At 63.6% G+C, this 23,634-nt stretch carries 26 protein-coding genes and 1 pseudogene; 24 read left to right on the top strand and 3 right to left on the bottom strand.

Annotation, left to right across the window (positions count from 1 at the left end; genetic code table 11):
* The first annotated feature begins 14 nt into the window (after positions 1-14).
* The 14 genes and pseudogenes from rpsH to mscL all read left to right on the top strand — a co-directional run bounded on the left by rpsH (position 15) and on the right by mscL (position 7,639).
* Positions 15-410, top strand: coding sequence for a 30S ribosomal protein S8 (gene rpsH / locus R3E77_13425; GenBank protein ID MEZ5500415.1), 396 nt, complete (start codon positions 15-17; stop codon positions 408-410).
* 29 nt (positions 411-439) lie between these two features.
* Complete coding sequence (gene rplF / locus R3E77_13420) at positions 440-964, top strand: 50S ribosomal protein L6 (protein ID MEZ5500414.1); 525 nt, start codon at positions 440-442, stop codon at positions 962-964.
* Between the two features lie 26 nt (positions 965-990).
* Positions 991-1,344 (top strand): 50S ribosomal protein L18, encoded by a 354-nt coding sequence (rplR, locus tag R3E77_13415; protein MEZ5500413.1) that lies wholly within the window; start codon positions 991-993, stop codon positions 1,342-1,344.
* 18 nt (positions 1,345-1,362) lie between these two features.
* Positions 1,363-1,869: a 30S ribosomal protein S5 gene (gene rpsE / locus R3E77_13410; GenBank protein MEZ5500412.1), complete on the top strand. Its 507-nt coding sequence runs from the start codon at positions 1,363-1,365 to the stop codon at positions 1,867-1,869.
* Between the two features lie 4 nt (positions 1,870-1,873).
* Positions 1,874-2,065, top strand: coding sequence for a 50S ribosomal protein L30 (rpmD, locus tag R3E77_13405; protein MEZ5500411.1), 192 nt, complete (start codon positions 1,874-1,876; stop codon positions 2,063-2,065).
* 21 nt (positions 2,066-2,086) lie between these two features.
* On the top strand, positions 2,087-2,530 hold the full coding sequence (rplO, locus tag R3E77_13400; protein MEZ5500410.1) for a 50S ribosomal protein L15: 444 nt from the start codon (positions 2,087-2,089) through the stop codon (positions 2,528-2,530).
* A gap of 40 nt (positions 2,531-2,570) precedes the next feature.
* The gene (gene secY, locus R3E77_13395; GenBank protein ID MEZ5500409.1) at positions 2,571-3,896 is read left to right on the top strand and encodes a preprotein translocase subunit SecY; all 1,326 of its coding nucleotides are present in this window, start codon (positions 2,571-2,573) and stop codon (positions 3,894-3,896) included.
* A 4-nt stretch (positions 3,897-3,900) separates the two neighbouring features.
* Positions 3,901-4,014 (top strand): 50S ribosomal protein L36, encoded by a 114-nt coding sequence (rpmJ, locus tag R3E77_13390; GenBank protein ID MEZ5500408.1) that lies wholly within the window; start codon positions 3,901-3,903, stop codon positions 4,012-4,014.
* Positions 4,015-4,019: 5 nt separating this feature from the next.
* The gene (gene rpsM, locus R3E77_13385; protein MEZ5500407.1) at positions 4,020-4,400 is read left to right on the top strand and encodes a 30S ribosomal protein S13; all 381 of its coding nucleotides are present in this window, start codon (positions 4,020-4,022) and stop codon (positions 4,398-4,400) included.
* A gap of 27 nt (positions 4,401-4,427) precedes the next feature.
* Positions 4,428-4,835: a 30S ribosomal protein S11 gene (gene rpsK, locus R3E77_13380; GenBank protein ID MEZ5500406.1), complete on the top strand. Its 408-nt coding sequence runs from the start codon at positions 4,428-4,430 to the stop codon at positions 4,833-4,835.
* Positions 4,836-4,861: 26 nt separating this feature from the next.
* Positions 4,862-5,485, top strand: a complete 624-nt coding sequence (gene rpsD, locus R3E77_13375) for a 30S ribosomal protein S4 (protein ID MEZ5500405.1) — start codon at positions 4,862-4,864, stop codon at positions 5,483-5,485.
* Positions 5,486-5,537: 52 nt separating this feature from the next.
* Complete coding sequence (gene rpoA / locus R3E77_13370) at positions 5,538-6,542, top strand: DNA-directed RNA polymerase subunit alpha (GenBank protein ID MEZ5500404.1); 1,005 nt, start codon at positions 5,538-5,540, stop codon at positions 6,540-6,542.
* 14 nt (positions 6,543-6,556) lie between these two features.
* Positions 6,557-6,937 (top strand): annotated as a pseudogene (gene rplQ, locus R3E77_13365) (50S ribosomal protein L17).
* A gap of 309 nt (positions 6,938-7,246) precedes the next feature.
* Positions 7,247-7,639, top strand: a complete 393-nt coding sequence (gene mscL / locus R3E77_13360) for a large-conductance mechanosensitive channel protein MscL (protein ID MEZ5500403.1) — start codon at positions 7,247-7,249, stop codon at positions 7,637-7,639.
* Positions 7,640-7,707: 68 nt separating this feature from the next.
* Here mscL and pepQ read toward each other — a convergent pair whose 3' ends face one another.
* Entirely contained in the window at positions 7,708-9,042 is a 1,335-nt protein-coding gene (gene pepQ / locus R3E77_13355) for a Xaa-Pro dipeptidase (GenBank protein MEZ5500402.1), read from the bottom strand.
* Positions 9,043-9,293: 251 nt separating this feature from the next.
* Between pepQ and R3E77_13350 the strand changes: the two genes are divergently transcribed.
* The 3 genes from R3E77_13350 to ggt all read left to right on the top strand — a co-directional run bounded on the left by R3E77_13350 (position 9,294) and on the right by ggt (position 11,957).
* Positions 9,294-9,629 carry a hypothetical protein gene (locus R3E77_13350; protein ID MEZ5500401.1) on the top strand — a complete coding sequence of 112 codons (336 nt, stop codon included), beginning with the start codon at positions 9,294-9,296 and terminating at the stop codon, positions 9,627-9,629.
* Between the two features lie 103 nt (positions 9,630-9,732).
* Positions 9,733-10,248, top strand: coding sequence for a GNAT family N-acetyltransferase (locus tag R3E77_13345; GenBank protein MEZ5500400.1), 516 nt, complete (start codon positions 9,733-9,735; stop codon positions 10,246-10,248).
* Positions 10,245-11,957: a gamma-glutamyltransferase gene (gene ggt / locus R3E77_13340; protein ID MEZ5500399.1), complete on the top strand. Its 1,713-nt coding sequence runs from the start codon at positions 10,245-10,247 to the stop codon at positions 11,955-11,957. The genes R3E77_13345 and ggt overlap by 4 nt, the downstream gene beginning before the upstream one ends.
* Position 11,958: 1 nt before the next feature.
* Here ggt and uvrA read toward each other — a convergent pair whose 3' ends face one another.
* A complete protein-coding gene (uvrA, locus tag R3E77_13335) occupies positions 11,959-14,805 on the bottom strand; it encodes an excinuclease ABC subunit UvrA (protein ID MEZ5500398.1) in 2,847 nt (948 codons plus the stop codon).
* Positions 14,806-14,969: 164 nt separating this feature from the next.
* Between uvrA and ssb the strand changes: the two genes are divergently transcribed.
* The 7 genes from ssb to R3E77_13300 all read left to right on the top strand — a co-directional run bounded on the left by ssb (position 14,970) and on the right by R3E77_13300 (position 22,214).
* Positions 14,970-15,410, top strand: a complete 441-nt coding sequence (gene ssb / locus R3E77_13330; GenBank protein MEZ5500397.1) for a single-stranded DNA-binding protein — start codon at positions 14,970-14,972, stop codon at positions 15,408-15,410.
* 104 nt (positions 15,411-15,514) lie between these two features.
* Positions 15,515-16,873 (top strand): tRNA (N6-isopentenyl adenosine(37)-C2)-methylthiotransferase MiaB, encoded by a 1,359-nt coding sequence (gene miaB / locus R3E77_13325; GenBank protein ID MEZ5500396.1) that lies wholly within the window; start codon positions 15,515-15,517, stop codon positions 16,871-16,873.
* Positions 16,866-17,834: a PhoH family protein gene (locus R3E77_13320; protein MEZ5500395.1), complete on the top strand. Its 969-nt coding sequence runs from the start codon at positions 16,866-16,868 to the stop codon at positions 17,832-17,834. Before miaB ends, R3E77_13320 begins: the two co-directional genes overlap by 8 nt.
* Positions 17,821-18,312, top strand: a complete 492-nt coding sequence (gene ybeY / locus R3E77_13315; protein MEZ5500394.1) for an rRNA maturation RNase YbeY — start codon at positions 17,821-17,823, stop codon at positions 18,310-18,312. The genes R3E77_13320 and ybeY overlap by 14 nt, the downstream gene beginning before the upstream one ends.
* Positions 18,313-19,167: a transporter associated domain-containing protein gene (locus R3E77_13310; protein MEZ5500393.1), complete on the top strand. Its 855-nt coding sequence runs from the start codon at positions 18,313-18,315 to the stop codon at positions 19,165-19,167. It begins immediately after the preceding gene.
* A complete protein-coding gene (lnt, locus tag R3E77_13305) occupies positions 19,164-20,675 on the top strand; it encodes an apolipoprotein N-acyltransferase (GenBank protein ID MEZ5500392.1) in 1,512 nt (503 codons plus the stop codon). Before R3E77_13310 ends, lnt begins: the two co-directional genes overlap by 4 nt.
* A gap of 63 nt (positions 20,676-20,738) precedes the next feature.
* On the top strand, positions 20,739-22,214 hold the full coding sequence (locus tag R3E77_13300; protein ID MEZ5500391.1) for a DegQ family serine endoprotease: 1,476 nt from the start codon (positions 20,739-20,741) through the stop codon (positions 22,212-22,214).
* A 92-nt stretch (positions 22,215-22,306) separates the two neighbouring features.
* Here the strand turns inward: R3E77_13300 and R3E77_13295 are convergent, their stop codons facing one another.
* Positions 22,307-23,629, bottom strand: coding sequence for an MFS transporter (locus R3E77_13295; protein MEZ5500390.1), 1,323 nt, complete (start codon positions 23,627-23,629; stop codon positions 22,307-22,309).
* Between the last annotated feature and the right edge of the window lie 5 nt (positions 23,630-23,634).

Below are 23,634 nucleotides of genomic sequence, written 5' to 3'. Positions count from 1 at the left end.
GAGTCACTCAAGACATGAGCATGACCGATCCAATAGCCGATCTTCTGACCCGCATCCGCAACGCGCAGATGGCTGGCAAGACCGAAGTCGCGGTGAGCGCATCGCGCATCAAGACCGCCATTGCCAAGGTCCTGAAGGACGAGGGCTATATCAACGATTTCCGCACTTCCGACAATGGCGCGAAGCGCGAACTGACGATCGAGTTGAAGTATTTCGAGGGCCGGCCGGTGATAGACCGCCTGGAGCGGGTGAGCCGACCGGGGCTGCGTATTTATCGCGGCAAGACGGAGCTGCCGAAGATTCTCGGCGGCATGGGCACGGTGATCGTATCCACGCCGCGCGGCGTCATGACGGACCGTCAGGCGCGCGAAATCGGCCAGGGCGGCGAGGTGCTGTGCATCGTCGCCTGACGACGATGTATCTGCTTAGGTGAGAGCGCATGAGTCGAATTGCAAAACAACCGGTTGAACTGCCCCAGGGCGTGACAGCAAGCGTTGCCGCAGGCCAGGTGACGGTCAAGGGCGCCAAGGGAACGATCGCCGTGCCGCTGTCGGGCGGGGTCGGTGTAATCGCCGAGGAGAAAAAACTCGCCCTCAAGTACACGCGCGAGCAGCGCATGCACGCAGGATCCATCCGCGCGCATCTTGCCAATGTCGTACGCGGCGTGTCGAAGGGTTACGAACGCAAGCTGGAACTGGTCGGCGTCGGATTTCGAGCCCAGGTGCAGGGCAAGAACCTCAACCTCGTACTCGGATTTTCGCACCCGGTTGTCTTCCCGGTGCCCGATGGCATCAGCATCGAGGCGCCGAGTCAGACCGAGATCGTCGTCAAGGGCATCGACAAGCAGCGCGTTGGGCAGGTTGCCGCGAAGATTCGCGAGCTGCGACCGCCGGAACCGTACAAGGGCAAGGGCGTGCGCTATGCCAACGAGCGTATTTCCCTCAAGGAAGGCAAGAAGAAATAACTTGCGCGCAGGATAGGAACATGCAAATCACCAAGAAGCAGCGCCGGATGCGCCGAGCGACCAAGCCAAGGGCGAAGATTCGCGAGCTGGGCGCGGCGCGGCTTGCCGTGCATCGCACACCGCGACACATATACGCGCAGCTGTTCGCTGCCGGTACGGATCACGTCGTCGCGACGGCCTCGACGCTCGACAAGGGGCTCGTGACCGGGCTCAAGGCGACGGGCAATGTCGATGCGGCAAAGGCGGTTGGCCGGTCGATTGCCGAAAAGGCACGGGCAGCCGGCATCGAGGCGGTCGCTTTCGACCGGTCGGGATTTCGCTTTCATGGTCGCGTGAAGGCGCTTGCCGACGCGGCACGCGAAGCGGGACTGAAGTTTTAGACAACGGGGCAGCAAAGCATGGCACGAGTCGAGAAAACACCTGGCGGCGACGAGTTCATCGAGAAACTCGTGGCGGTCAATCGCACTGCCAAGGTGGTCAAGGGTGGCCGTCAGTTCGGTTTCACCGCCCTTACCGTGGTGGGCGATGGCGCCGGGCGCGTTGGCTTTGGATTCGGCAAGGCACGCGAGGTGCCGGTCGCCATATCCAAGGCAATGGCGCAGGCGCGCAAGAGCCTGATCAATGTCGCGCTGCGTAACGACACATTGTTCTACGCGATTCAGGGCCGTCATGGTGCGACCCGCGTGTTCATGCAGCCTGCTTCGGACGGAACCGGCGTCATTGCCGGCGGTGGGATGCGCGCCGTGCTCGAGTGCGCGGGCGTGCGCAACGTGCTCGCCAAGAGCTATGGTTCGCGCAACCCGATCAATGTGGTGCGCGCGACGATCAATGCGCTGGGAGCCATCCGCTCGCCGCGCGACATCGCCGCGAAGCGCGGCAAGACACTGGAAGAAATCACGGGTTGAAGCCATGGCCAAGTCGAGTGCGCAAATCAAGGTGACGCTGCAGAAGAGCCTGCATGGGCAACTCGCCGGCATCGCGGCAAGCGCCCGCGGCCTCGGCCTGCGCCGGCGTCACCAGTCGGTAATGGTGGCGGACACCGCCGAAAACCGGGGCATGATCAACGCCGCCCAGCATTTGCTCAAGGTCGAGCGGCAGTAGCGCCCCTTTGGAGTTGCAAGTATGCGATTGAACACAATCAAGAGTGCCGCGGGTGCGCGCCGCAAGCGCCTGCGGGTTGGTCGTGGCGCATCGAGCGGCCAGGGCAAGACCTCCGGCCGCGGCGTGAAGGGCCAGCGTGCGCGCAAGGGCGGCTATCACAAGGTCGGCTTCGAAGGCGGCCAGATGCCCGTGCAGCGCCGCTTGCCGAAGTTCGGCTTTCGCTCCGCGAAGAAATCGACGCGCGCCGAAGTGCGCCTCGATGAACTCGCCAAGGTCGATTCACAGGTGATCGACCTGGCCGCGTTGAAGGCGAGCAACATCGTGCCGGCGAGAGCCGAGCAGGCAAAAGTCATACTCTCGGGCAAGCTCGAGCGTGCCGTCACATTGCGCGGCATCCTCGCGACCAAGGGCGCGCGCAGTGCGATCGAGGCGGCCGGCGGCAAGATCGAGGCGGCGGCGAAGTAGCGTCATGGCAGCGGCGAATTCCAAGTCGGTGGCGGCAGCGATGGGTGGCGAACCGGGTCGTTTCGACGAAGTCCGGCGCCGGCTGCTGTTCCTGGCGGGCGGACTGATCGTCTACCGCATCGGCACATTCATCCCGGTGCCGGGCATCGATCCCGCGCAGGTCGCGAAGTTCTTCGCCGATCAGGCAGCGACGATACTCGGCATCGTCAACATGTTCTCGGGCGGCGCGCTCGAGCGCCTGTCGATTTTCGCCATGGGCGTGATGCCATACATCTCCGCGTCGATCATCATCCAGATGGTCTCGCACGTGTATCCGCCATGGGAGGAGTTGCGCAAGGAGGGCGAATCAGGCCGGCGCAAACTGACCCAGATCACGCGCTATGCGACAGTGGCCCTGGCTGTGTTCCAGTCGCTGTCGGCGGCGGTAGCACTGCAAAACGGTGGCATGGCGATATCGCCCGGGCCGCGCTTCCTGTTCTTGGCCTGCATCACCATGACCACCGGCACCATGTTCCTGATGTGGCTCGGTGAGCAGATCACCGAGCGCGGTATCGGCAATGGCATTTCCATGCTGATCCTCGCGGGCATCATCGCGGGACTGCCCGGTGCGGTCGGTCGCACCATCGACCAGATCAGCACCGGCGAAATGTCCGGCGCATTCGCGCTGCTGCTGTTGTTGATCGTGCTGGGTGTGACCGCATTCTGCGTCTACGTCGAACGGGCTCTGCGCAAGATCCCGGTCAATTACGCCAAGCGCCAGGTCGGCCGGCGTGTTTATGCGGGGCAGAGCACGCATCTGCCTTTCAAGATGAACATGTCAGGCGTCATTCCGCCGATCTTCGCCTCGAGCCTGCTGCTCTTTCCGGCGACGATCGCGAGCTTTGCGGGCACCGGCGAGAGCCAGGTGGCCGGCGTGTTGCAGACGATCTCCGCGGCGTTGGGTTACGGGCAGCCGCTGCATCTGCTCATCTACGGCGCGCTCATTATATTCTTCTGCTTCTTCTATACGGCGCTCGTTTTCAATTCGCGCGACACGGCGGAGAATCTCAAGAAGTCCGGTGCATTCATTCCGGGCATACGGCCGGGGCAGCAGACCGGCGAGTACATCGACAAGGTGCTGACGAGACTGACGCTCTGGGGTGCACTCTACGTGGCCGCGGTCTGTCTCATCCCGGAATTCCTTATTTCCAGCAAGGGCGTGCCGTTCGTTTTCGGCGGCACTTCTTTGCTGATTCTGGTGGTCGTGGTGATGGACTTCATGTCGCAACTGACCGCGCACACCATGTCGTACCAGTATCCGGGCCTTATCAAGAAGGCGAATCTGCTCGGCTATGGCCGCGGCGGATCCGGCGGGACGCGAGGATAAGACGATGAAAGTCCGACCATCAGTTAAAAAGATGTGCAAGAACTGCAAGATCGTGCGGCGCCGGCGCGTCGTTTACGTGATCTGCAGCGATCTGCGTCACAAACAACGGCAGGGTTAAGAGCTATGGCACGTATTGCCGGCATCAACATACCGATGAACAAGCATGTGCTCATCGGGCTGACACATATCTACGGGATTGGCCGCGCGCGCGCTGAGCAGATCTGCCAGATCGCCAACGTGGAAACCACGACCAAGGTCAAGGACCTGACCGAGGTCGAGGTGAACAACCTGCGTTCGACGATCCAGAAAATACTGGTCGAAGGCGACCTGCGCCGCGAGGTTTCCATGAACATCAAACGATTGATGGACCTTGGAACCTACCGCGGCATGCGTCATCGGCGCGGCCTGCCGGTCAATGGCCAGCGCACCCGCACCAATGCGCGTACCCGCAAGGGTCCGCGCAAACAGGCCGTCAAACTCAATGCGCCTCCGGGCAAGGCATAAGGCATAGGACAAGCACAGGCGAGAAACATGGCAGAGACCAAGCAAGCAACTGCAGCCGGGGGCAAGAAGCCGAAAAAAGCGCGCAAGAACGTGCTCGACGGCATCGCCCATGTGCATGCATCGTTCAACAACACGATCATCACGATCACGGACCGTCAGGGCAACGCCCTGTCCTGGGCGACCTCGGGCGGCTGCGGTTTCCGCGGTTCGCGCAAGAGCACGCCGTTTGCGGCACAGGTGGCGGCCGAGAAGGCCGGAACAGCCGCGCAGGAACATGGCCTGAAGAACGTCGAAGTGCGCGTCGCCGGACCGGGCCCTGGCCGCGAGTCGGCCGTGCGGGCGCTCAATGCCTGCGGCCTGAAGATCACCAGCATCGCCGACGTCACGCCCATTCCACACAACGGTTGTCGGCCACCCAAGCGCCGCCGCGTATAGCGCTGACGAGGCAGAGGAATTCGCATATGGCACGATACGTAGGACCCAAGTGCAAGCTCTCGCGACGCGAGGGCACAGATCTTTTCCTCAAGAGCGGCGTCAAACCCCTCGAGAGCAAGTGCAAGCTGAGTGTGCCGCCGGGCGGCATCAAGGGCGAGCGGCGTACGCGCCTGTCCGACTATGGCCTGCAGCTGCGCGAGAAGCAGAAACTGCGCCGCATGTATGGCGTGCTGGAGCGCCAGTTCAGCAATTACTACACCGAGGCGGCACGGCGCACGGGCTCGACGGGCGAGAACCTGCTGAAGCTGCTCGAATGCCGGCTCGACAACGTCGTCTACCGCATGGGCTTCGCCGCTACCCGCGCCGAAGGCCGGCAGCTCGTCAGCCACAAGGCGGTGCTGGTCAACGATTCGGTCGTCACGATCCCGAGCTATCAGGTGCGCGCGGGCGATGTAATCGGTTTGCGCGACAAGGCGAAGAAGCAGCTACGCATCCAGAACGCGCTGCAGATCGCCGCGCAGGTCGGGCGCCCGGACTGGGTGGATGTCGATGAGTCGGCCCTGCGCGGAACCTTCAAGTCGGTTCCGGCGCGCGAGGATATCCTGCCCGATATCAACGAAAACCTGGTGGTCGAGCTGTATTCCAAGTAAAGGCATTGCTGCGGCTTTGCCGCGGTGTCACAAATAATAGGGTGCAACGGTAATGCAAGGATCCGTCACAGAATTTCTCAAGCCACGAGTCGTCAAGGTACAGCCCGTCGGCCATTGCCAGGCGCGTATCACCATCGAACCGCTGGAGCGCGGATTTGGTCACACACTGGGCAATGCATTGCGCCGTGTGCTGCTCTCGTCGATGCCAGGCGCCGCGATCACCGAGGTGGAAATCGACGGCGTACTGCACGAGTACACCAGCATGGAGGGTGTGCAGGAAGACGTAGTCGACGTGCTGCTGAACCTCAAGTCGGTGGCGATTCGCATGCACTCGCGCGATTCGGCGGAGCTGCGCCTGCTCAAGAAAGGCCCGGGACCGGTCACGGCGGGCGATATCCAGACCGATCACGATATCGAAGTCGTGAACCCGGACCTGGTGATAGCCAATCTCACCAAGGCAGGTGAACTGTCCATGCTGCTGCGCGTCGAGCGTGGCCGCGGCTATCGGCCGGCGGCGCAGCGCGTAGCCTTCGAGGAACAGTCCCGGCCGATCGGTCGCCTGCAGCTCGATGCCTCGTTTTCGCCCGTGCGGCGCGTTACCTATGGCGTCGACTCCGCGCGCGTGGAGCAGCGCACCGACCTCGACAAGCTGGTAATGGACCTCGAGACGAACGGTACGATCGATGCCGAAGAGGCGATTCGCCGCGCCGGCGCCATACTGAAGGACCAGCTGTCAGTGTTCGTCGATCTTCGCGGGGAGGAAGAAACCACCGCCAAGGTCACGGAGATGCAGTTCGATCCGATCCTGCTGCGGCCGGTCGATGAGCTCGAGCTCACCGTGCGCAGCGCCAATTGCCTCAAAGCGGAGAATATCCACTACATCGGCGATCTGGTGCAGCGCACCGAGGTGGAACTGCTGCGCACCCCCAATCTCGGCAAGAAGTCATTGACCGAAATCAAGGAAGTGCTGCAAAGCCACGGCCTGATGCTTGGCATGCGCCTGGACGGCTGGCCGCCGCTCAGTCTGCGTCATGAAGAAGACCGCAACCTCATCTAACAGGGCCTGCACGCATGAGACATCAACTATCCGGACGCCAGCTGTCGCGCAATAGCCCGCATCGTTGGGCCATGCTGCGCAACATGAGCGTATCTCTGCTGCGGCATGAGACCATCCGCACGACCTTGCCCAAGGCCAAGGAATTGCGCCGCGTGGTCGAACCGCTGATAACGCTGGCGAAGACCGATTCCGAGGCTCGCCGACGCCTGGCGTTCTCGCGCCTGCGCGATGCCGAGGTCGTGGCCAAGCTGTTCGAGGACCTGGGGCGCCGCTTTGGCGGGCGACCGGGGGGGTATACCCGCATTTTGCGCATGTTGCCGCGGCCGGGCGACTCAGCCCCCATGGCGCTGATGCAACTGGTCGATGGCCCTGCCACGGTTGCTGCCAGCGCCAAGGAAGACGCCGCAGGCGACCAAGCGGCCCCGAAGGCGACCACCAAAGCCGCAGCCAAGAAGACCGCCAAAAAGCCGGCCAAGAAGGCCGCAGCGGCGGACGCAGCGCCCAAAAAGAAGAAAGCTGCGGCGCGCAAGAAAAAAGCCGCTACCTGAACCGGCGGCCGCCGCCTCGCTGCGGCGTCTCTCGCGGCCTGCGCCGAGGCATTCGACGGCCGCTCGGGGATTGCCCGGGCCCTGGCCCTTCTTTAATCTGTGCGCCAGGGTCGGCACCTGCCGACCCTATGGGACCAAATAACAAGGGGAGTGCTAATGGGTCTGGCATCTGAGTTCAAAGAATTTGCCATGAAAGGCAACGTTGTCGACATGGCAGTCGGCATCATTGTCGGCGGGGCATTCGGCAAGATCGTTTCGTCTTTCGTCGGCGACGTGGTCATGCCGCCGCTCGGCAAGGCGATCGGCGGCGTGAATTTCACCGACCTCGCGACCAGTCTCGGACCTGGCGCGGACGGCAATGAAGTGCTGCTGAAGTACGGTTCGTTCATGCAGACCGTGTTCGATTTCATCGTGATCGCGCTGGTGCTGTTCATTGCCTTGAAGGGCATCAACAAACTGAAGAAGCCCGACCCGGCGGCACCGCCGCCGCCGCCGCCGAAGAGTGAGGTGTTGCTGGAGGAAATCCGTAACCTCCTCGCGAAGAAGTAACGGGGCTGGTTCTCGTGAACCCGGAACGGGCCGCGCGAGCGGCCCGTTCTCTTTTGTCATTGCCGGTTCTAGGTCTTCGCGAACGCATCGCGGGTGAGGTTTTCGTTGCCGTCCTGCTGCACGGCAAGGTTGTCCTCGATGCGTATGCCACCGAAGGGGTGGAGCTGTTCCACGCGTGACCAGTTGATCGCCGCTGCGAGCGCGCTGTTGCGGGCGCGCTCGAGCAGGCTGTCGATGAAGTAAACGCCAGGCTCCATGGTGACCACAAAGCCCGGTTCGAGTACCCGCGTGAGCCGCAATGCGCCCTCACCCTCGGGCCGGGGAATCTCGGCGCCGCTTCGGTCGCGCAAGGTACCGCCAACATCGTGGACCTGCAGGCCGAGCAGGTGACCGATGCCATGCGGATAGAAGACCTTGCTCAACCCTCTTGCGACGGCTTCATCGGCCTCGACCGAAATCAGGTCGGCACCCTGCAGCCACTCCGCGATCAGCATATGGGCGGATTGGTGGATATCGCGCCAGTCGCTCCCGGAGCGAACGCTGGCGCAGAGCGATTGTTGCAGCAGATCGAATTGCTCGATCAGCTGGGCAAATTCGCGGTCGGAAAAAGAATAGGTGCGGGTGATATCGCAGGCGTAACCGTTGACCTGGGCACCGGCGTCGATCAGCAGTGAGTGCAGGTGTTTCGGTCGGTCGCGCTCGAGGATCTGGTAGTGCAAAACGGCAGCATTGCGATTCTCGGCAATGATGCTGTTGTAAGGCAGGTCCTGTTCACGCTGTGCACAGGCGGCCAGATAGGCCATGTGGATGTCGAATTCGCTGCCGCCAGCGAGAAAGGCCTGTTTCGCTGCGCGGTGCGCGACGGCGCCCATCCGGTTGGCTTCACGCAGGCAGGCGATTTCATAGCGCGATTTCATGGCGCGTGGATAGTGCATGCGCAGCGTGAGGTCGGGCGGGTTGACGGCCGGGTCGCCCCATTGCACCAGGGCATCGAAAGGCTCGCCGACGAAAGCCACCGAGGAGAGGTCTGCCGGCAGCTGGGCGCGCGCCTCCGCAGGATCGCGGATGACGGTTATGTCGAAATGCGCCACCCAGTAGCTGTCGGGTATGGCGGCCTGCTTGTACCAGTAGTCGTCCGGCTGGTGAAACAGCAGCTGCGGCCGCTTGCCGGGTTCGAAATAGATGAACGAATCCGGCGCATCCAGCACTGGGAGCCAGTGCTTGAAGGGTGCATTCACCCGAAAGGGATAGTAATTGTCATCCTGGAAGGCCACCTGCAGGCTTCCCGCGTGCAGCAGGAGGCCGCGCAGCCCGCAATGCCCGAGATCCGCCGCGATCTGCGCCTGCAGGGCACCCAGATGCTCGGCATACAGGGCACCGAGTTGATTGTTGTTTTGCTGCATAGCCTCTCCGCTCGTTGCTGACATATTGCTGCCGGGCGGGCCGGCAATCCGCTGATTCTATGGGGTCTTGCGCGCCAGCGGGCCTCCTGCCGCCAGCTGTCGCCAGCGACCGACAGCGTATTGTGAACTGTTTCATATTTTGCGCGCAGGCTTTAAAATGCGCCTCGCGACAGGATGGTCGCCGGACGAACGCCACAGCTTTTGTTCGCGATTTGCACTCACTCACACATGCTCTCTGGGGTACACGATTCATGAAGACCAAACTTGCTCTAAGTGCCTTGTTCGCGGCGCTCGTGCTGACTGCCTGTTCGCGGCAGGAAGCTGCCAGCGTCGCTTCCGACGCGGCCGACACGGCCACCGAAGCTGCTGCCACGGCGACCGAAGCCGCGGGCGATGCGATGGATAGCGCTGCCGATGCCGCCAACTCCGCTGCTGACGCCGCGGGCGATGCCATGGACAGTGCTGCCGATGCCGCCAGCGATGCCGCCGGCAATGCGGCCGATGCTGCCAAGGACGCCGCCGGCGATGCGATGGACGCCGCTGCGGATGCCGCCAAGGACGCCGCGGACCAGCTGAAGGGCAACTAAACCCAACGGGTTTATCTTCAGCCGAGCTTCGAAGCTCAAGATCGGCCCGGCCAGGTTGGCAAAACCACCTGCCCGGGCCGATTGCTTTTGATGGGGTCGATCCTTGAGCGTCACAATCCGCAATGCACGCGACAGTGCCAACGACCGCCGCTGGATTGCCGGCGTCTACCGCAACTATCTCGATGACCTCGCGCCGCTCAACACAGGCATCTTTCCCGCGCTTGGCGAGATCGGCCACAGCGAGGCCGATCAGCTGGCGCGTTGGTTCGCCGACAACGCCGCCTTCCCCATGATCGTGCTCGCGAGCGGCGAGCCCTGCGGGTTCGCGATGGTGGCCCGGGCGAGTTCCGATCCGCTGCGTCGCAATGTCGACTACCGGATGGCGGAGTTCTTCGTTGCTCGCGCGAGCCGGCGGCGCGGCGTCGGCGCGAACGCCGTGCGGCTGTTGCTCGATCGCTTCGCCGGGAACTGGGAAATCGTGGAATATCTGCGCAATCCCGGCGCCGTGCAATTCTGGCGGCGGGTCGTTGCCGACTATACTGGCGGCCAATACCGCGAAGAGAACGCGAACGGCGAAGTGCGGCAGTATTTCACTTCCGGTCCGAGGCGCAGCCCATGATCCGATTCAACTTGTGCATTGTGGTGACCATCATGTCCGTCGCTCCCACCATCGCAGGCAACCGCCCGGTCGGGGCAGAATTTGCAACGCGTTCCGAGGTGATCGCGCCGCAGGGCATGGCCGCAACGAGTCATCCCCTCGCCACACAGATCGCCATCGATATCCTGAAGCGCGGCGGTTCGGCGGTCGATGCCGCAATCGCAGCCAATGCCGCACTCGGGCTCATGGAGCCAACCGGCTGCGGCATCGGCGGTGACCTGTTTGCGATTGTCTGGGATGCCGATGCCGGCAAGCTGACCGGCTACAACGGCAGCGGCCGCTCGCCGCATGCATTGACGCTCGAGATGCTGCGTGCCGAACTGCGCAGGCTCGATGCAAAGTCGATTCCGCCGCGCGGACCATTGCCGGTCTCGGTGCCCGGTGCAGTGGATGGCTGGTTCGCATTGCATGAGCGCTTCGGCCGGCTGCCGATGAGCGATGTGCTCGCGCCTGCCATAGGCTATGCGCGCAATGGATTTCCGTTGACCGAAGTCATAGCCGATGCCTGGCGGCGCAACGCGGACTACCTCAAAGGCTATGCCGGTTTTGCCGATGTTTTCATGCCGGGTGGCCGCGCGCCCGCAAAGGGCGAGATATTTCGCAATCCGGCGCTCGCCGACAGCTACGCGCTGCTCGCCAGCGCTGGCCGCGATGCATTCTACAAGGGACCAATTGCGCGGAGCATTGCGAAATACATGCGCGAGCAGGGTGGTTTTCTGGATGCCGAGGATTTTGCCGGGCATCATGGCGAATGGGTGCAGCCCGTGAGCGCGAGCTACCGCGGCTACGAGGTGTGGCAGTTGCCGCCCAATACCCAGGGCATCGCCACACTTCAGATACTGAACATCCTCGAGGGATATGACCTGCGGGCATTGGGTTACGGCAGTGCCGACTACCTGCACCTTTTCACCGAGGCGAAGAAGCTTGCCTTCGAGGATCGCGCGCGCTACTACGCCGATCCGGGATTCTCGCCGGCACCAGTCGCGGCACTCATCTCCAAGGACTACGCCGCGGAGCGACGCAAACTCATCGATCGCGATCATGCCTCGCGCAAGCTCCCCTCGGGCGATGCGGCGCTGTTGCGCGGTGACACGATCTATCTCACGGTTGCCGATGCGGCGGGCAACATGGTGTCGCTCATCCAGAGCAATTATCGCGGCATGGGTTCGGGCATGACGCCGCCGGGCCTGGGGTTCATCCTGCAGGATCGTGGTGAGCTGTTCAGCCTCCAGGACGGCCACGCCAATGTTTACGCGCCGGCCAAGCGGCCGTTCCATACGATCATTCCGGCGTTCGTGACGCGAGGCGGCAAGCCCTGGCTCAGCTTCGGTGTCATGGGCGGCGCGATGCAGCCACAGGGCCAGGCGCAGGTGCTTATCAATCTCATCGACTTTGGCATGAACCTGCAGGAGGCGGGTGATGCGCCGCGGCTGCGGCACGACGGTTCGAGCGAACCGACGGGAGAAGTCATGACCGATGGCGGCGAGATCGTCCTCGAGAAGGGCTTCGATCCGGCGGTCGTCGCCGAGCTCGAAAGGCGCGGGCATCGGGTTCGTGTTGCCAACGATGGTGATTTTGGCGGCTACCAGGCGATCATGTTCGACGCGACCCGGCATGTGTACTCCGGCGCGAGCGAATCGCGCAAGGACGGCAACGCCCAGGGGTATTGAGCTAGCGGTTTTTCGCGACTGCAGCCGAAAGCAACGGTGCCAGATGGGTGCCGGTATGCGAACCGGCGGTAGCGACGAGCATTTCGGGAGTGCCCGCACCGACCAGGCGGCCGCCGGCCACACCGCCCTCCGGCCCCAGGTCGATGACCCAGTCGGCCGTCTTGATCACATCGAGATTGTGTTCGATGACCACGACGGTGTTGCCCTCGTCGCGCAGCCGGTGCAATACGCCGAGCAGTTGCGCGACGTCGTGAAAATGCAAACCGGTCGTCGGCTCGTCGAGGATGTAGAGTGTGCGGCCGGTCGAACGCCGCGCCAGTTCCTTGGCGAGCTTGATACGCTGGGCCTCACCGCCCGAGAGCGTCGTGGCGCTCTGCCCGAGCCGCAGATAGCTGAGTCCGACGTCCATCAGCGTCGCGAGCCGGCTTGCGATGGCGGGCACGTTCTGGAATACCGTTTGCGCATCCTGCACGGTGAGTTCCAGCACTTCGTGGATATTGCGGTCGCGATAGCGAATCTCGAGTGTCTCGCGGTTGTAGCGACGCCCACTGCAGACATCGCAGGCAACGTAGACATCGGGCAGGAAATGCATTTCGACCTTGATGACGCCATCGCCCTGGCAGGCTTCGCATCGTCCGCCCTTGACGTTGAAGCTGAAACGTCCCGCGTCGTAACCACGCGCCCTGGCCTCCGGCACCTGCGCGAACAGCTCGCGCACCGGTGTGAATAGTCCCGTATAGGTTGCGGGATTCGAGCGCGGCGTGCGACCAATGGGGCTCTGGTCGATATCGATGACCTTGTCGAGCTTCTCGAGGCCACTGATTTCCTGGCAGGGCGCGGGCTGGCTGCTGGCACCATTCAGGCGGGCCGCGGCGATGGCGAACAATGTGTCGATGATCAATGTCGACTTGCCGGAGCCCGACACGCCGGTCACACAGGTGAGCAGCCCGAGCGGCAGTTTGACATCGAGTGCCTGCAGATTGTTGCCGCGTGCACCGCGGATTTCGAGCTCATGTCCATCACGCCGGGACTTGCGCCTGGCGGGCACTGCGATGCCGCGCCGGCCCGCGAGGTAATCGCCGGTCAGCGAACCGGAACAGGCAATGATGTTCGCAAGCGGGCCTTCGGCCACGACCTGGCCGCCGTGAACGCCCGCCCCAGGACCAAGATCAACAATATGGTCAGCGCGACGGATGGCGTCCTCATCGTGTTCCACGACGATGACGGTATTGCCGAGATCGCGCAGGTCGCCGAGCGTCTGCAGGAGTCGCGCATTGTCGCGCTGGTGCAGGCCAATCGACGGCTCATCGAGCACGTACATGACGCCCGTGAGGCCGGAGCCTATCTGGCTTGCGAGGCGGATGCGCTGCGCTTCGCCGCCGGAGAGCGTGTCGGCGCGCCGGTCGAGCGTGAGGTAGTCGAGGCCGACGTTGCCGAGGAAGCGCAGGCGTTCATTGACTTCGCGGACGATGCGCTCGGCGACCGTCTGGCGCCATCCCGAAAGGCCGAGCGAAGTGAAATACTGCGTCGCAGCCTGGATGGACATCGCAGTGATGGCAGCGAGATTGTGCTCACCAACGAAGACGTTTCGCGAAATGCGATTGAGCCGCGTGCCGCCGCAGTCGCCGCAGGCCCTGATGCCGCGATAGCGTGCCAGTTCATCGCGTACGGCGCTTGAACCGGTTTCCCGGTAGCGGCGTTCGAGATTGGGCATGATGCCCTCGAAGGGTTGGCGTTTTCGTTGCCGGCGCCCGGTCGCATCGCTGTAGTGAAATTCGATCACTTCGCCGTCGCTGCCATGCAGCAGCAGGCGCTGCACGTCGGCGGGCAGGTCCTGCCAGGGCGCCTCGATGTCGAAGCGGTAGTGGCGTGCGAGCGAATCGATGAGCGAGAAATAGTGGCTGTTGCGCCGATCCCAGCCGCGAACCGCGCCGCCCGCAAGTGACAGACCCGGTTGCGCCACGACCTTCGATGGGTCGAAGAACTCGACTGTCCCGATGCCATCGCAGGCGCTGCAGGCACCTGCAGGGTTGTTGAACGAGAACAGTTTCGGTTCGAGCGGTGGCACGCTGTAGCCGCAGACTGCACAAGCGTGTCGCGCCGAGAAAAGCATCTCCTGACGTGGTTCCTCGCCGGGCAGCGCGGCGATGCTGGCCATGCCGTCGGCAAGGCGCAATGCGGTTTCGAGCGACTCAGCAAGCCTGTTCGGTGCGTCGTCCCGAATCCGCAGACGGTCGATGATGGCATCGATATCGTGCTTGCGCCGCGGGTCGAGGCTTGGCAGCTCGTCGAGCTCGCGTACCTTGCCATCGATGCGCGCCCGCACGAGGCCCTGGCCGCGGAGTTGGTCGAAAACATCCTGGTGGGCGCCTTTGCGCTGGCGCACGAGCGGCGCGAGTACCATCACACCGCAGCCTGGCGGCAGACTCATGATCTGGTCGACCATCTGGCTCACGGTCTGGATCGCAAGATCGGTGCCATGGTCAGGACAGCGCGGCATCCCGACCCGCGCGAAAAGCAGGCGCAGGTAGTCGTAGATTTCGGTGACCGTGCCCACCGTCGAGCGCGGGTTGTGCGAGGTGGCCTTCTGCTCGATGGCGATTGCCGGTGACAGACCCTCGATACTGTCGACATCGGGCTTGTCCATCATCGACAGGAATTGCCGCGCGTAGGCCGACAGGGATTCCACGTAGCGGCGCTGACCCTCCGCGTAGAGGGTATCGAAGGCGAGCGAGGACTTGCCCGAGCCGGACAGGCCGGTCATGACGATCAGCGCATCGCGCGGCAGGTCGACGTCGATATTGCGCAGGTTGTGGGTGCGGGCACCGCGGATGCGGATCAGGGCCATGGGTCATTTCACGATGAGCGAACCGCCCATTTTACCGCCCGGGCCCGGTACGCCCAAATCGGGCCATTACGCGCAAATTCCTGCTGGGAGCGGCAGGGTCCAGCGACTACAATGGCCGCCCCCCAACCGGCGGTTTGCAGTTCATTTCACAACGGAGGCGAGCGATCATGGCCCGCGGCATCAACAAAGTCATACTCATCGGCAACCTGGGCGCCGATCCCGAAACCCGCACCATGCCCTCGGGCACCACCGTCGCGAACATCCGTATCGCCACCAGCGAGTCGTGGCGGGACAAGCAATCCGGCGAGAACCAGGAACGCACCGAATGGCACAACGTGGCCATGTTCGGCCGCCTGGGCGAAATCGCGGGCGAATACCTGCGCAAGGGCTCGCAGGTGTACATCGAGGGCCGCCTGCGTACGCGCAAATGGCAGGACAAGCAGGGAAACGACCGCTACACCACCGAGATCGTCGCCAACGAGATGCAGATGCTCGGCGGGCGTGGCGGCGGCGGTGCCGCCATGGCCGAGGCGCCGGCGCGGGCCATGGACGACGGCGGCAGCCCGCCTGCGCGCGATGATTTCGACGACGATATTCCTTTCTGATACATAACTAGCTGAAAAATAAAGAATTCAAGCGCCTGCCGCGCCAAGGCGGTGTTTCCGCGCTCGGGCAAAAACCGGTAAAGTCACGGCTCGCCTTACCGAACATGCCTGCTCATTACTTCATTAAGACCTTTGGCTGCCAGATGAACGAGTACGATTCCGCGCGGATGGCGGACGTCCTCGGAACGGCGTGCCAGATGCGCGCGACGGAGTCGATCGCTGCGGCGGACTTGCTGATCGCCAACACCTGCTCGGTCCGGGAAAAGGCAGAGGATAAAGTCTATTCGCTGCTCGGCGAATGGTCGCGCATCAAGCGCAAGCGGCCAGAAGTGATAATCGCCGTGGCGGGTTGTGTCGCCAGCCAGGAGGGCGAGGAGCTGCTGCGGCGTGCGCCGCAGGTCGACCTGGTGATAGGCCCGCAGACGATTCATCGCCTGCCGCAGATGATTGCCCGGTTGCGCAGCACCGGACGCGCCCAGATCGATCTGTCATTCCCGGCCATCGAGAAATTCGATTCCCTGCCCGAGGAGCGCCGGCATGCGCGTGGGGCGAGCGAATTCGTATCGATCATGGAAGGCTGCAGCAAGTATTGCAGCTTTTGCGTCGTGCCCTATACGCGTGGCGAGGAAGTCAGTCGGCCATTCGAATCGGTGGTCGCGGAGGTTGGCCGTGCCGTGGCCGCCGGCGCCCGGGAAATCACGCTTCTTGGCCAGAACGTCAATGCCTACGCGGGTGCGATGCAGGACGGCGTGCAGGTCGATCTTGCCACCCTGATCCACCACATCGCGGCATTCGATGACCTCGAGCGAATTCGCTTCACGACGTCGCATCCGCTCGAATTCGGCGCTTCGCTCATCGAAGCCTACGCCAACGTACCGAAACTCGCGAACCACCTTCACCTGCCCGTGCAGTCAGGATCGGATCGCGTGCTTGCGGCCATGAAGCGCGGCTACACGGCGCTCGAGTTCAAGGACAAGCTGCGCAGGCTGCGCGCGGTGCGCCCCGGTATCTGCGTCAGCAGCGATTTCATCGTCGGGTTTCCCGGCGAGACCGACAGCGATTTCGCAGCGACGCTGCGCCTGGTTCGTGATGCGAACATCGACCAGTCGTTCGCTTTTCTCTACAGTGCGCGCCCCGGCACGCCCGCGGCCGATCTGCCCGATGATGTCGACCAGGCGACCAAACTGCGAAGACTCGCGCTGTTGCAGGAGCAGCTCGAGGAAAATGCGCGCGCCATCAGCGCAGCGATGGTCGGTAGCCGCGAGCGCATTCTGGTCGAGCGTCCGGCGAAGCGGGACAGCACGGAACTCGCGGGCCGCACTGCGAACAACCGCTGGGTCAATTTCGCCGCACCACGCTCGCTCATTGGCAAGTTCACCGAAGTATTGATCACGGCAGCCAGGGCGCATTCGTTGCGCGGGCGCTGGCTAGAGCCGGAGGCGCCAGCGCGGGCCCATGCCTGATCCTGTGCCGAATCCGCCGGCGGTCATCGCGCGGGAGTTCGATCTCGAGCCAGCCGACAACACACGGCTCGCGAATCTCTGCGGCCCGCTCGATGAGAACCTGCGCCTGCTCGAAACCCGACTCGACGTCGAGCTCAATCGCCGGGGTGCGACTTTCCGCGTACGCGGCGCGCGGGCCAATGCGGCCGAAGATCTGTTGCGCGAGCTCTATGCCACTAGCAAGCAGGAGGAGATCACGCCGGAGCGTGTGCACCTCGCGCTTCGCGACCACCAGGACGATCGTGAAGCGCGCATCGCCGGTGCGGATCAGGAGCATATCCGCGTCATGCGTGGGTTGATCCGCGCCCGGGGCCCCAACCAGAAATCCTACTTGCGCAATATCCGCGGCCATGACCTTTGTTTCGGCGTAGGTCCCGCGGGCACGGGCAAGACCTATCTCGCCGTCGCCACGGCGGTCGAGGCCCTGCATAGCGAGCGGGTGCGGCGCATCGTGCTGGTGCGCCCTGCGGTCGAGGCCGGCGAGCGACTCGGATTTCTGCCAGGCGACATGAGCCAGAAGATCGATCCCTATCTGCGGCCGATGTACGATGCGCTCTACGAGATGATCGGTTTCGACCGCGTCGCGCGTTACATCGAGCGCAATGTCATCGAAGTCGCGCCGCTCGCGTTCATGCGGGGTCGCACCCTCAATGATGCATTCATCATCCTCGACGAGGCACAGAACACGACTCGCGAACAAATGAAGATGTTCCTCACGCGCATTGGATTTGGATCGAAGGCGATCGTGACCGGCGATATGACCCAGACCGACCTGCCGGCAGGGCGCGCCTCGGGACTGCGTCACGCAGTCGACCTGCTGGCGCGGACCGAGGGCGTGGCGTTCACGTTTTTCAAGGCCGAGGATGTCGTGCGTCACCCGCTGGTGCAGCGTATCGTCCGTGCATACGATGCTGAACAGTAGCACCTCCAGTGACTTGCGCGTCGAAGTGAGCGGCCGCCGCGCGCCGGACGAACCAGCTGCGACCAGTGTCTGCAAGTGGGCCCGCGCGGCGCTCGGCGCGCGTGGCCGCGGCCAGGTGCTCGCCGTACGTTACGTGAGCCTGCGCAGCAGCCGCGACCTCAATCGCCGTTATCGCGGCCGCGATCGCGCGACCAATGTGCTCGCGTTTCCCGTCGCGGCCCCGGATCTCGGCCAACTCGGCGATCTCGCCGTATGCACGGTGCTGGTCAGGCGGGAGGCGGCCGAGCAGGCAAAGGCCGTCCGCGCGCATTTCGCGCACCTGATCGTGCATGGTTGCCTGCACCTGCTCGGCCTTGATCATCGTCACGAACGCGAAGCGCGGCGCATGGAGCGGCAGGAGCGGCGCATCCTGCGCGGGCTCGGTTTCGCCGACCCGTACCGCAACGAGCTTCGTGCCACCGGTGCTGGGTTCCCGTAGATGAGCGACGACAAGACAAGCACCACGGGATGGTTCCGGCGACTCGCGGTGCGCATGCGCGGCGACACGCCGGATCGCGAGGCGCTGCTCGAGCATCTGCAGACGGCTGCGCGCAATGGTGTCATCGACGCGGATGCGCTCGAGATGATCGAGGCCGTGCTGAGTGTCGCCGATCTGCAGGTGCGCGACATCATGGTGCCGCGCTCGCAGATGGTGAGTCTCGCGCGCGACGCAGCGGTCGGCGAAATCGTCGCCTGCATACTCGAGCATGGCCATTCGCGCTATCCCGTTACGGACGATGACAAGGACGATATCGCAGGCATACTGCTCGCCAAGGACGTGCTGCAGGCGTTTACAGGGCAGGGCGGCGCCCCGCGTTTCGATATCCGCGAGTACCTGCGCCCGGCAGTATTCGTGCCCGAATCGAAGCGCGTCAACGTGCTGCTGAAGGAATTCCGCCGCAACCGCAATCACATGGCGATAGTCGTCGATGAATATGGTGGCGTCGCGGGACTCGTCACGATCGAAGATGCGCTCGAGCAGATCGTCGGCGAAATCGACGACGAGTATGACGTCGAGGAGGAAAGCGACATTCGGCGGGAGGACGCGCGCCAGTTCATCGTGGGCGGCACGACCCTCATCGAGACATTCAACGAACATTTCGGCAGCCGCTTTCCCGACGAGCAATTCGATACCGTGGCGGGCCTGCTTCTGCATCATCTCGGGCGCATGCCGCGACGCGGCGAGAGCATCTCGCTCGATGGATTCGAATTTCGCGTCATCCGTGCCGATCGTCGCCGGGTGCAGAGCCTTCGGGTCGTCAGTCCCGGCGACGTGCAACCAAAGAGCGAGTGACGCTGCGGCTGCAATTTCAGGCGATGCTGCGCGGCTGCCTGCAAGGCCGGTGGGCATTTGCCCTGGCCATGTTTGCAGGGGCGCTGACCTCGGCCGCGTTCGCGCCCCTTGCCTGGTGGTGGCTCGCGCCGCTCACGCCGGCACTACTGATCTTACTGTGGCAGGACGCATCGCCGCGCCGCGCCGCCTTGCTCGGGTTCCTGTTCAATGCAGCGACCTTCGGGATCGGGACCTACTGGCTCTACATCAGCATCCACGGCTTCGGCCAGGCGCCGATCTGGCTCGCGATCGTGCTCATGGCAGGTTTGGTCGGAATCATGGGGCTTTATCATGCGGCGCTCGGCTTCGCAGTCGCGCGCTGGTTGCCAGCGCGCGGCTGGGCGCGCTGGATGCTCGGCATTCCCGCGCTGTGGCTCCTCATCGAATGGTGGCGTGGCTGGTTCCTGAGCGGCTTCGCCTGGCTGTCGCTTGGATATTCGCAGATCGATACCGTGCTTGCGGCGCTGGCGCCCGTCGGTGGTGTCTATCTGGTTTCGCTCGCCATACTGGTCATCGCGGGTGCGCTCGCAACCCTCGTGCTCGGTCGTGGCCACGAACGGCAAAGCGCAACGCTGGTGATCCTGTTGCTCATCGGCGCTGCGTTCGCATTGCATGGCCGGCCGTGGACCCGCGCCGCAGGACCTGCGATCGAGGTCGCCATCGTGCAAGGCGCCATACCACAGGACCAGAAGTGGCTCGACAGCAACCTCGATGCCTCACTCAAACGCTATCGAGAGCTGAACGCACAGGTGCTCGGGACACCCTTGATCGTCTGGCCCGAATCAGCCGCACCGGATCTGGCGAACCATATCGCGCCATGGCTCGGCTCGGTCTACCGCGAGGCGCGTGCCAGCGGCTCTTCGATCGTGATGGGGCTGGTGCGTGCCGATGATCGCCTCGAGAACTATTACAACAGCGTGCTCGCCATGGATGAAGAGCTGATGTGGTACGACAAGGACCATCTCGTGCCGTTTGCGGAGTTCTTCCCGGTCCCTGGTTTCATCCGCAACTGGTTGCGACTGATGAGTCTGCCCTATGCCGATTTCACTCGCGGGGGCGCGCGCCAGCCGCCGTTGCAGGCGGCGGGCCTCAAGCTGGGCGCCAGCATCTGTTACGAAGACGCCTACGGCAGCAGCCAGGCGCGCTGGTTCGCTGACGTGACGGCGCTCGTGAACGTCACCAACGATGCCTGGTTCGCGCATTCGAGCGCGCGCTATCAGCACTTTCAAATCGCCCGCATGCGGGCGCTGGAATCGGGCCGCTACCTCATACGCGCCGCAAATGACGGTGTATCGGCGATCATCGGCCCCGATGGCAAGGTGCGCACACAGGCAGCCGAATATCAGCCAACGGTGCTGCGCGGCCACATAGAGCCGCGCTCGGGGCTGCCGCCCTACGGCCGGGTCGGCAACTGGCTGGTTGTGCTGCTGGCAGCGGCCATGGTCGTCGCCGCGCGCCGTCTTGTCTGAACTTTGCAACGTCGAGGTGGTCCTATGGCTTGTCAATCAGCGCTTCTGCATTACAGGAGTCACATGTTCAATTGCCAATCCGCGCCCCGGCGCGTCCTGACCTTATTGTCCCTGACCGGCCTGCTTGCCGGTTGCTCACCAAGTGCCTCGACGGCCGATCGCCAGAGTGGCGCAGCGGCGCCCGCAGTCGCCGCGGCGCAGTCCGCCAGCGCGGCACCATTGGTCAGTGGTCTGCCGGACTTCTCCGCACTGGTCGAAGCGGTCGGCCCAGCCGTCGTCAATATCCAGGTGGAGCAGAAGCAGCAACAGGTGCAGATGCCCGGGATGTCGCCCGACGATCCGTTCTACGAATTCTTCCGCCGCTTCGGCGTGCCGCGCCAGGGACCGCGCAGTGACGCGCCGCCGATGCGCGGCATGGGTTCGGGATTCATCATCAGCTCAGACGGTTACATCCTCACCAACGCCCACGTGGTCGACGACGCCGATGAAGTCACGGTCAAACTGACCGACCGGCGCGAGTTCACGGCCAAGCTGGTGGGCGTCGACAAACAAACCGACGTCGCCGTCGTGAAGATCGAAGCCAAGGGTCTTCCGGTTGTGCGCCTCGGCGATGCCACGAAGCTGAAGCCCGGCGAGTGGGTGGTGGCGATCGGTTCGCCTTTCGGCTTTGAGAACAGTGTCACTGCCGGTGTGGTGAGCGGCCTGTCCCGCTCGGTACCTGGCAACGACAGCAACTACACACCATTCATCCAGACCGACGTTGCCGTCAATCCAGGCAACTCGGGCGGACCGTTGTTCAACCTGCGCGGCGAAGTCGTCGGAATCAATTCCCAGATCTACAGCCGCAGCGGCGGCTACATGGGTGTTTCATTCGCGATCCCCATCGACATCGCCAATGACGTGCGCAAGCAATTGGTGGCGACCGGGCATGTACGTCGTGGCCGGATCGGCGTCTACATCCAGGGTATCGATGCGCAGCTTGCCGAGTCGTTCGGGCTCGACCGGCCGCGCGGCGCACTGGTCACACAGGTCGAAGAGGACGGTCCTGCCGACAAGGCGGGCGTCAAGGCGGGCGACGTGATCGTCGGCGTGGCTGGCCAGCCGGTTGAAGACTCGGCCTCGGTCCCGGTCATGGTCGCGAGACTCGCGCCGGGTGAGAACGCGACCTTCGGGGTCTGGCGCGATCGCAAGGAGCGCGAGATCAAGATCAGGATCGGTGAGAGCAAGGAGAGCGCTGCGGTGCTGACACGTGCCGAGGGTCCGGCGGCTGGCGAGACGCGCATCGGCATTGCCGTGCGCGAACTCGACTCCCAGGAGCAGGGACAGATCGAGACGGACGGCTCCGTGGTGGTTACGGATGTTTCGGGCGCTGCCTTGCGGGCCGGCATTCGCGAAGGCGATGTCGTGCTGGCGGTCAACAGCCGTCCGGTCAAGTCCGTTGCGGAATTGAAGACCGCGATCGACAAGTCGGGCAAGACCGTTGCACTGCTCATTCAGCGCGACAAGTCGCAGTTGTTCGTGCCGGTGCGGGTCGAGTAGCAGGCGCCGAAGTTCGTGAGTGGGCCTCTGTGAGTGGGCCTCTGTGAGTGGGCGATGGAGAAACCGGCGCGGCGGCCTCATGCGGGCCGCCGTCAGCCGGTGGCGCCGCCCAGCTGCATGCGTCGATATTCACGGCGGCCACCCGCGAATGCGAGCGCCGCGAGCGGCGCTGCACAACAGGCGATGAGCGTCACAGAATCACCCACGCGGGTCTCGTCGACGAACAGATAGTCCGTTAGTACGGCCGCGGCGGTGCTGCCCAGTCCGATTCCGGTGATATTGAGTACCAGCAGATAGATCGCTGACAGACGCGCGCGAAACTGGTTCGGCGTAACCAGTTGCACAGCGGCAGAACAGGCGCCGAAGGGAAAGCTCGAGAGGAACAACATCGCCGCCATCGCGGCGAGCACGGTGCCCGTGCTGCCCGACTGAAACACCAACCAGGTGCAGGGAATCAGGCCAAGGGCACTGCCCATGCCGGTAAGCAATTCAGCGTCCCTGCGGCCACGCTTGCGAAGGCTGTCCGCGGCCGAGCCGCCGCTCACGATGCCAAGGGCCCCGAATACGAACATCGTCGGCCCGTAGGTCCAGGCGATCTGCAAGGCGTCGAATCCGTGTCGACGGCGAAGAAATTCCGGGAGCCAGAATGCCGCGGCATTGAACAACAGGGTAAGCAGCGCGACACCAACGGTGATGGCGGCATAAAAGCGCCAGTGCCGAAGCATATAGGCCAATGCGTCGCCAAATCGCAGGCCCGGTTGCGCGCCGGCGCCGATTCGCGCCGGCTCTTTCAGCGACAATACCCACAGCGCCACCAGCAGGCCCGGTGGTCCGACAACCAGGAAAGCAACCTGCCAGGAGCCTACGTCGCCGAGCAGCGGCAGCGTGATTGTCGGTTGCGCGGCAATCAAGCCAATCACGAGGCCGGCAATCGTGATTGACAGACCAATACCGAAATACACGCCCATGGCGAACAGCCCGAGCGCGCGACCGCGCTTCTCCGGCGGGAAATAATCCGCCAGCATCGAATAGGCTGACGGCGTCAGCGCCGACTCGCCGATGCCGACGCCGATGCGCGCCAAGAACAAACCGCCATATGTCGAGGCCCTGCCGCACAATGTGGTCATGAGACTCCAGAGAAACACGCCCCCGGCAATGACATTGCGGCGATTGCCCGTGTCGGCCCAGCGTCCTACCGGCCAGACGCCGAGCACCGTATAGCAAATCGCGAATGCCATGCCATGCAGCAGACTCACCTGCGTGTCACTCAGCGCAAGGTCTGCCTTGATCGGCTTGACCAGCATGGACAGAATCTGCCGGTCCACGTAGTTGAACAAATAGGCGATCATCAAGACGGATGTCGCGTACCAGGCCTGCCGGCCTGGCGGCCACTGCGGTTTTGCGCCTGTGTTCATCACAG

This window comes from Steroidobacteraceae bacterium (assembly GCA_041395505.1).
Taxonomy (GTDB): Bacteria; Pseudomonadota; Gammaproteobacteria; order Steroidobacterales; family Steroidobacteraceae; genus JAWLAG01.
The sequence above is the reverse complement of the archived record's forward strand: the minus strand, read 5'-3'. Positions and strand labels throughout refer to the sequence as shown.

What these genes read in the sequence shown, in the direction of transcription:
- rpsH (MEZ5500415.1), top strand. Translation starts at nt 15, where the DNA reads ATGAGCATGACCGATCCAATAGCCGATCTTCTGACCCGCATCCGCAAC.
- rplF (MEZ5500414.1), top strand. Translation starts at nt 440, where the DNA reads ATGAGTCGAATTGCAAAACAACCGGTTGAACTGCCCCAGGGCGTGACA.
- rpsE (MEZ5500412.1), top strand. Translation starts at nt 1,363, where the DNA reads ATGGCACGAGTCGAGAAAACACCTGGCGGCGACGAGTTCATCGAGAAA.
- rpmD (MEZ5500411.1), top strand. Translation starts at nt 1,874, where the DNA reads ATGGCCAAGTCGAGTGCGCAAATCAAGGTGACGCTGCAGAAGAGCCTG.
- rplO (MEZ5500410.1), top strand. Translation starts at nt 2,087, where the DNA reads ATGCGATTGAACACAATCAAGAGTGCCGCGGGTGCGCGCCGCAAGCGC.
- secY (MEZ5500409.1), top strand. Translation starts at nt 2,571, where the DNA reads ATGGGTGGCGAACCGGGTCGTTTCGACGAAGTCCGGCGCCGGCTGCTG.
- rpmJ (MEZ5500408.1), top strand. Translation starts at nt 3,901, where the DNA reads ATGAAAGTCCGACCATCAGTTAAAAAGATGTGCAAGAACTGCAAGATC.
- rpsM (MEZ5500407.1), top strand. Translation starts at nt 4,020, where the DNA reads ATGGCACGTATTGCCGGCATCAACATACCGATGAACAAGCATGTGCTC.
- rpsK (MEZ5500406.1), top strand. Translation starts at nt 4,428, where the DNA reads ATGGCAGAGACCAAGCAAGCAACTGCAGCCGGGGGCAAGAAGCCGAAA.
- rpsD (MEZ5500405.1), top strand. Translation starts at nt 4,862, where the DNA reads ATGGCACGATACGTAGGACCCAAGTGCAAGCTCTCGCGACGCGAGGGC.
- rpoA (MEZ5500404.1), top strand. Translation starts at nt 5,538, where the DNA reads ATGCAAGGATCCGTCACAGAATTTCTCAAGCCACGAGTCGTCAAGGTA.
- mscL (MEZ5500403.1), top strand. Translation starts at nt 7,247, where the DNA reads ATGGGTCTGGCATCTGAGTTCAAAGAATTTGCCATGAAAGGCAACGTT.
- pepQ (MEZ5500402.1), bottom strand. Translation starts at nt 9,042, where the DNA reads ATGCAGCAAAACAACAATCAACTCGGTGCCCTGTATGCCGAGCATCTG.
- R3E77_13350 (MEZ5500401.1), top strand. Translation starts at nt 9,294, where the DNA reads ATGAAGACCAAACTTGCTCTAAGTGCCTTGTTCGCGGCGCTCGTGCTG.
- ggt (MEZ5500399.1), top strand. Translation starts at nt 10,245, where the DNA reads ATGATCCGATTCAACTTGTGCATTGTGGTGACCATCATGTCCGTCGCT.
- uvrA (MEZ5500398.1), bottom strand. Translation starts at nt 14,805, where the DNA reads ATGGCCCTGATCCGCATCCGCGGTGCCCGCACCCACAACCTGCGCAAT.
- miaB (MEZ5500396.1), top strand. Translation starts at nt 15,515, where the DNA reads ATGCCTGCTCATTACTTCATTAAGACCTTTGGCTGCCAGATGAACGAG.
- R3E77_13320 (MEZ5500395.1), top strand. Translation starts at nt 16,866, where the DNA reads ATGCCTGATCCTGTGCCGAATCCGCCGGCGGTCATCGCGCGGGAGTTC.
- ybeY (MEZ5500394.1), top strand. Translation starts at nt 17,821, where the DNA reads ATGCTGAACAGTAGCACCTCCAGTGACTTGCGCGTCGAAGTGAGCGGC.
- R3E77_13310 (MEZ5500393.1), top strand. Translation starts at nt 18,313, where the DNA reads ATGAGCGACGACAAGACAAGCACCACGGGATGGTTCCGGCGACTCGCG.
- R3E77_13300 (MEZ5500391.1), top strand. Translation starts at nt 20,739, where the DNA reads ATGTTCAATTGCCAATCCGCGCCCCGGCGCGTCCTGACCTTATTGTCC.
- R3E77_13295 (MEZ5500390.1), bottom strand. Translation starts at nt 23,629, where the DNA reads ATGAACACAGGCGCAAAACCGCAGTGGCCGCCAGGCCGGCAGGCCTGG.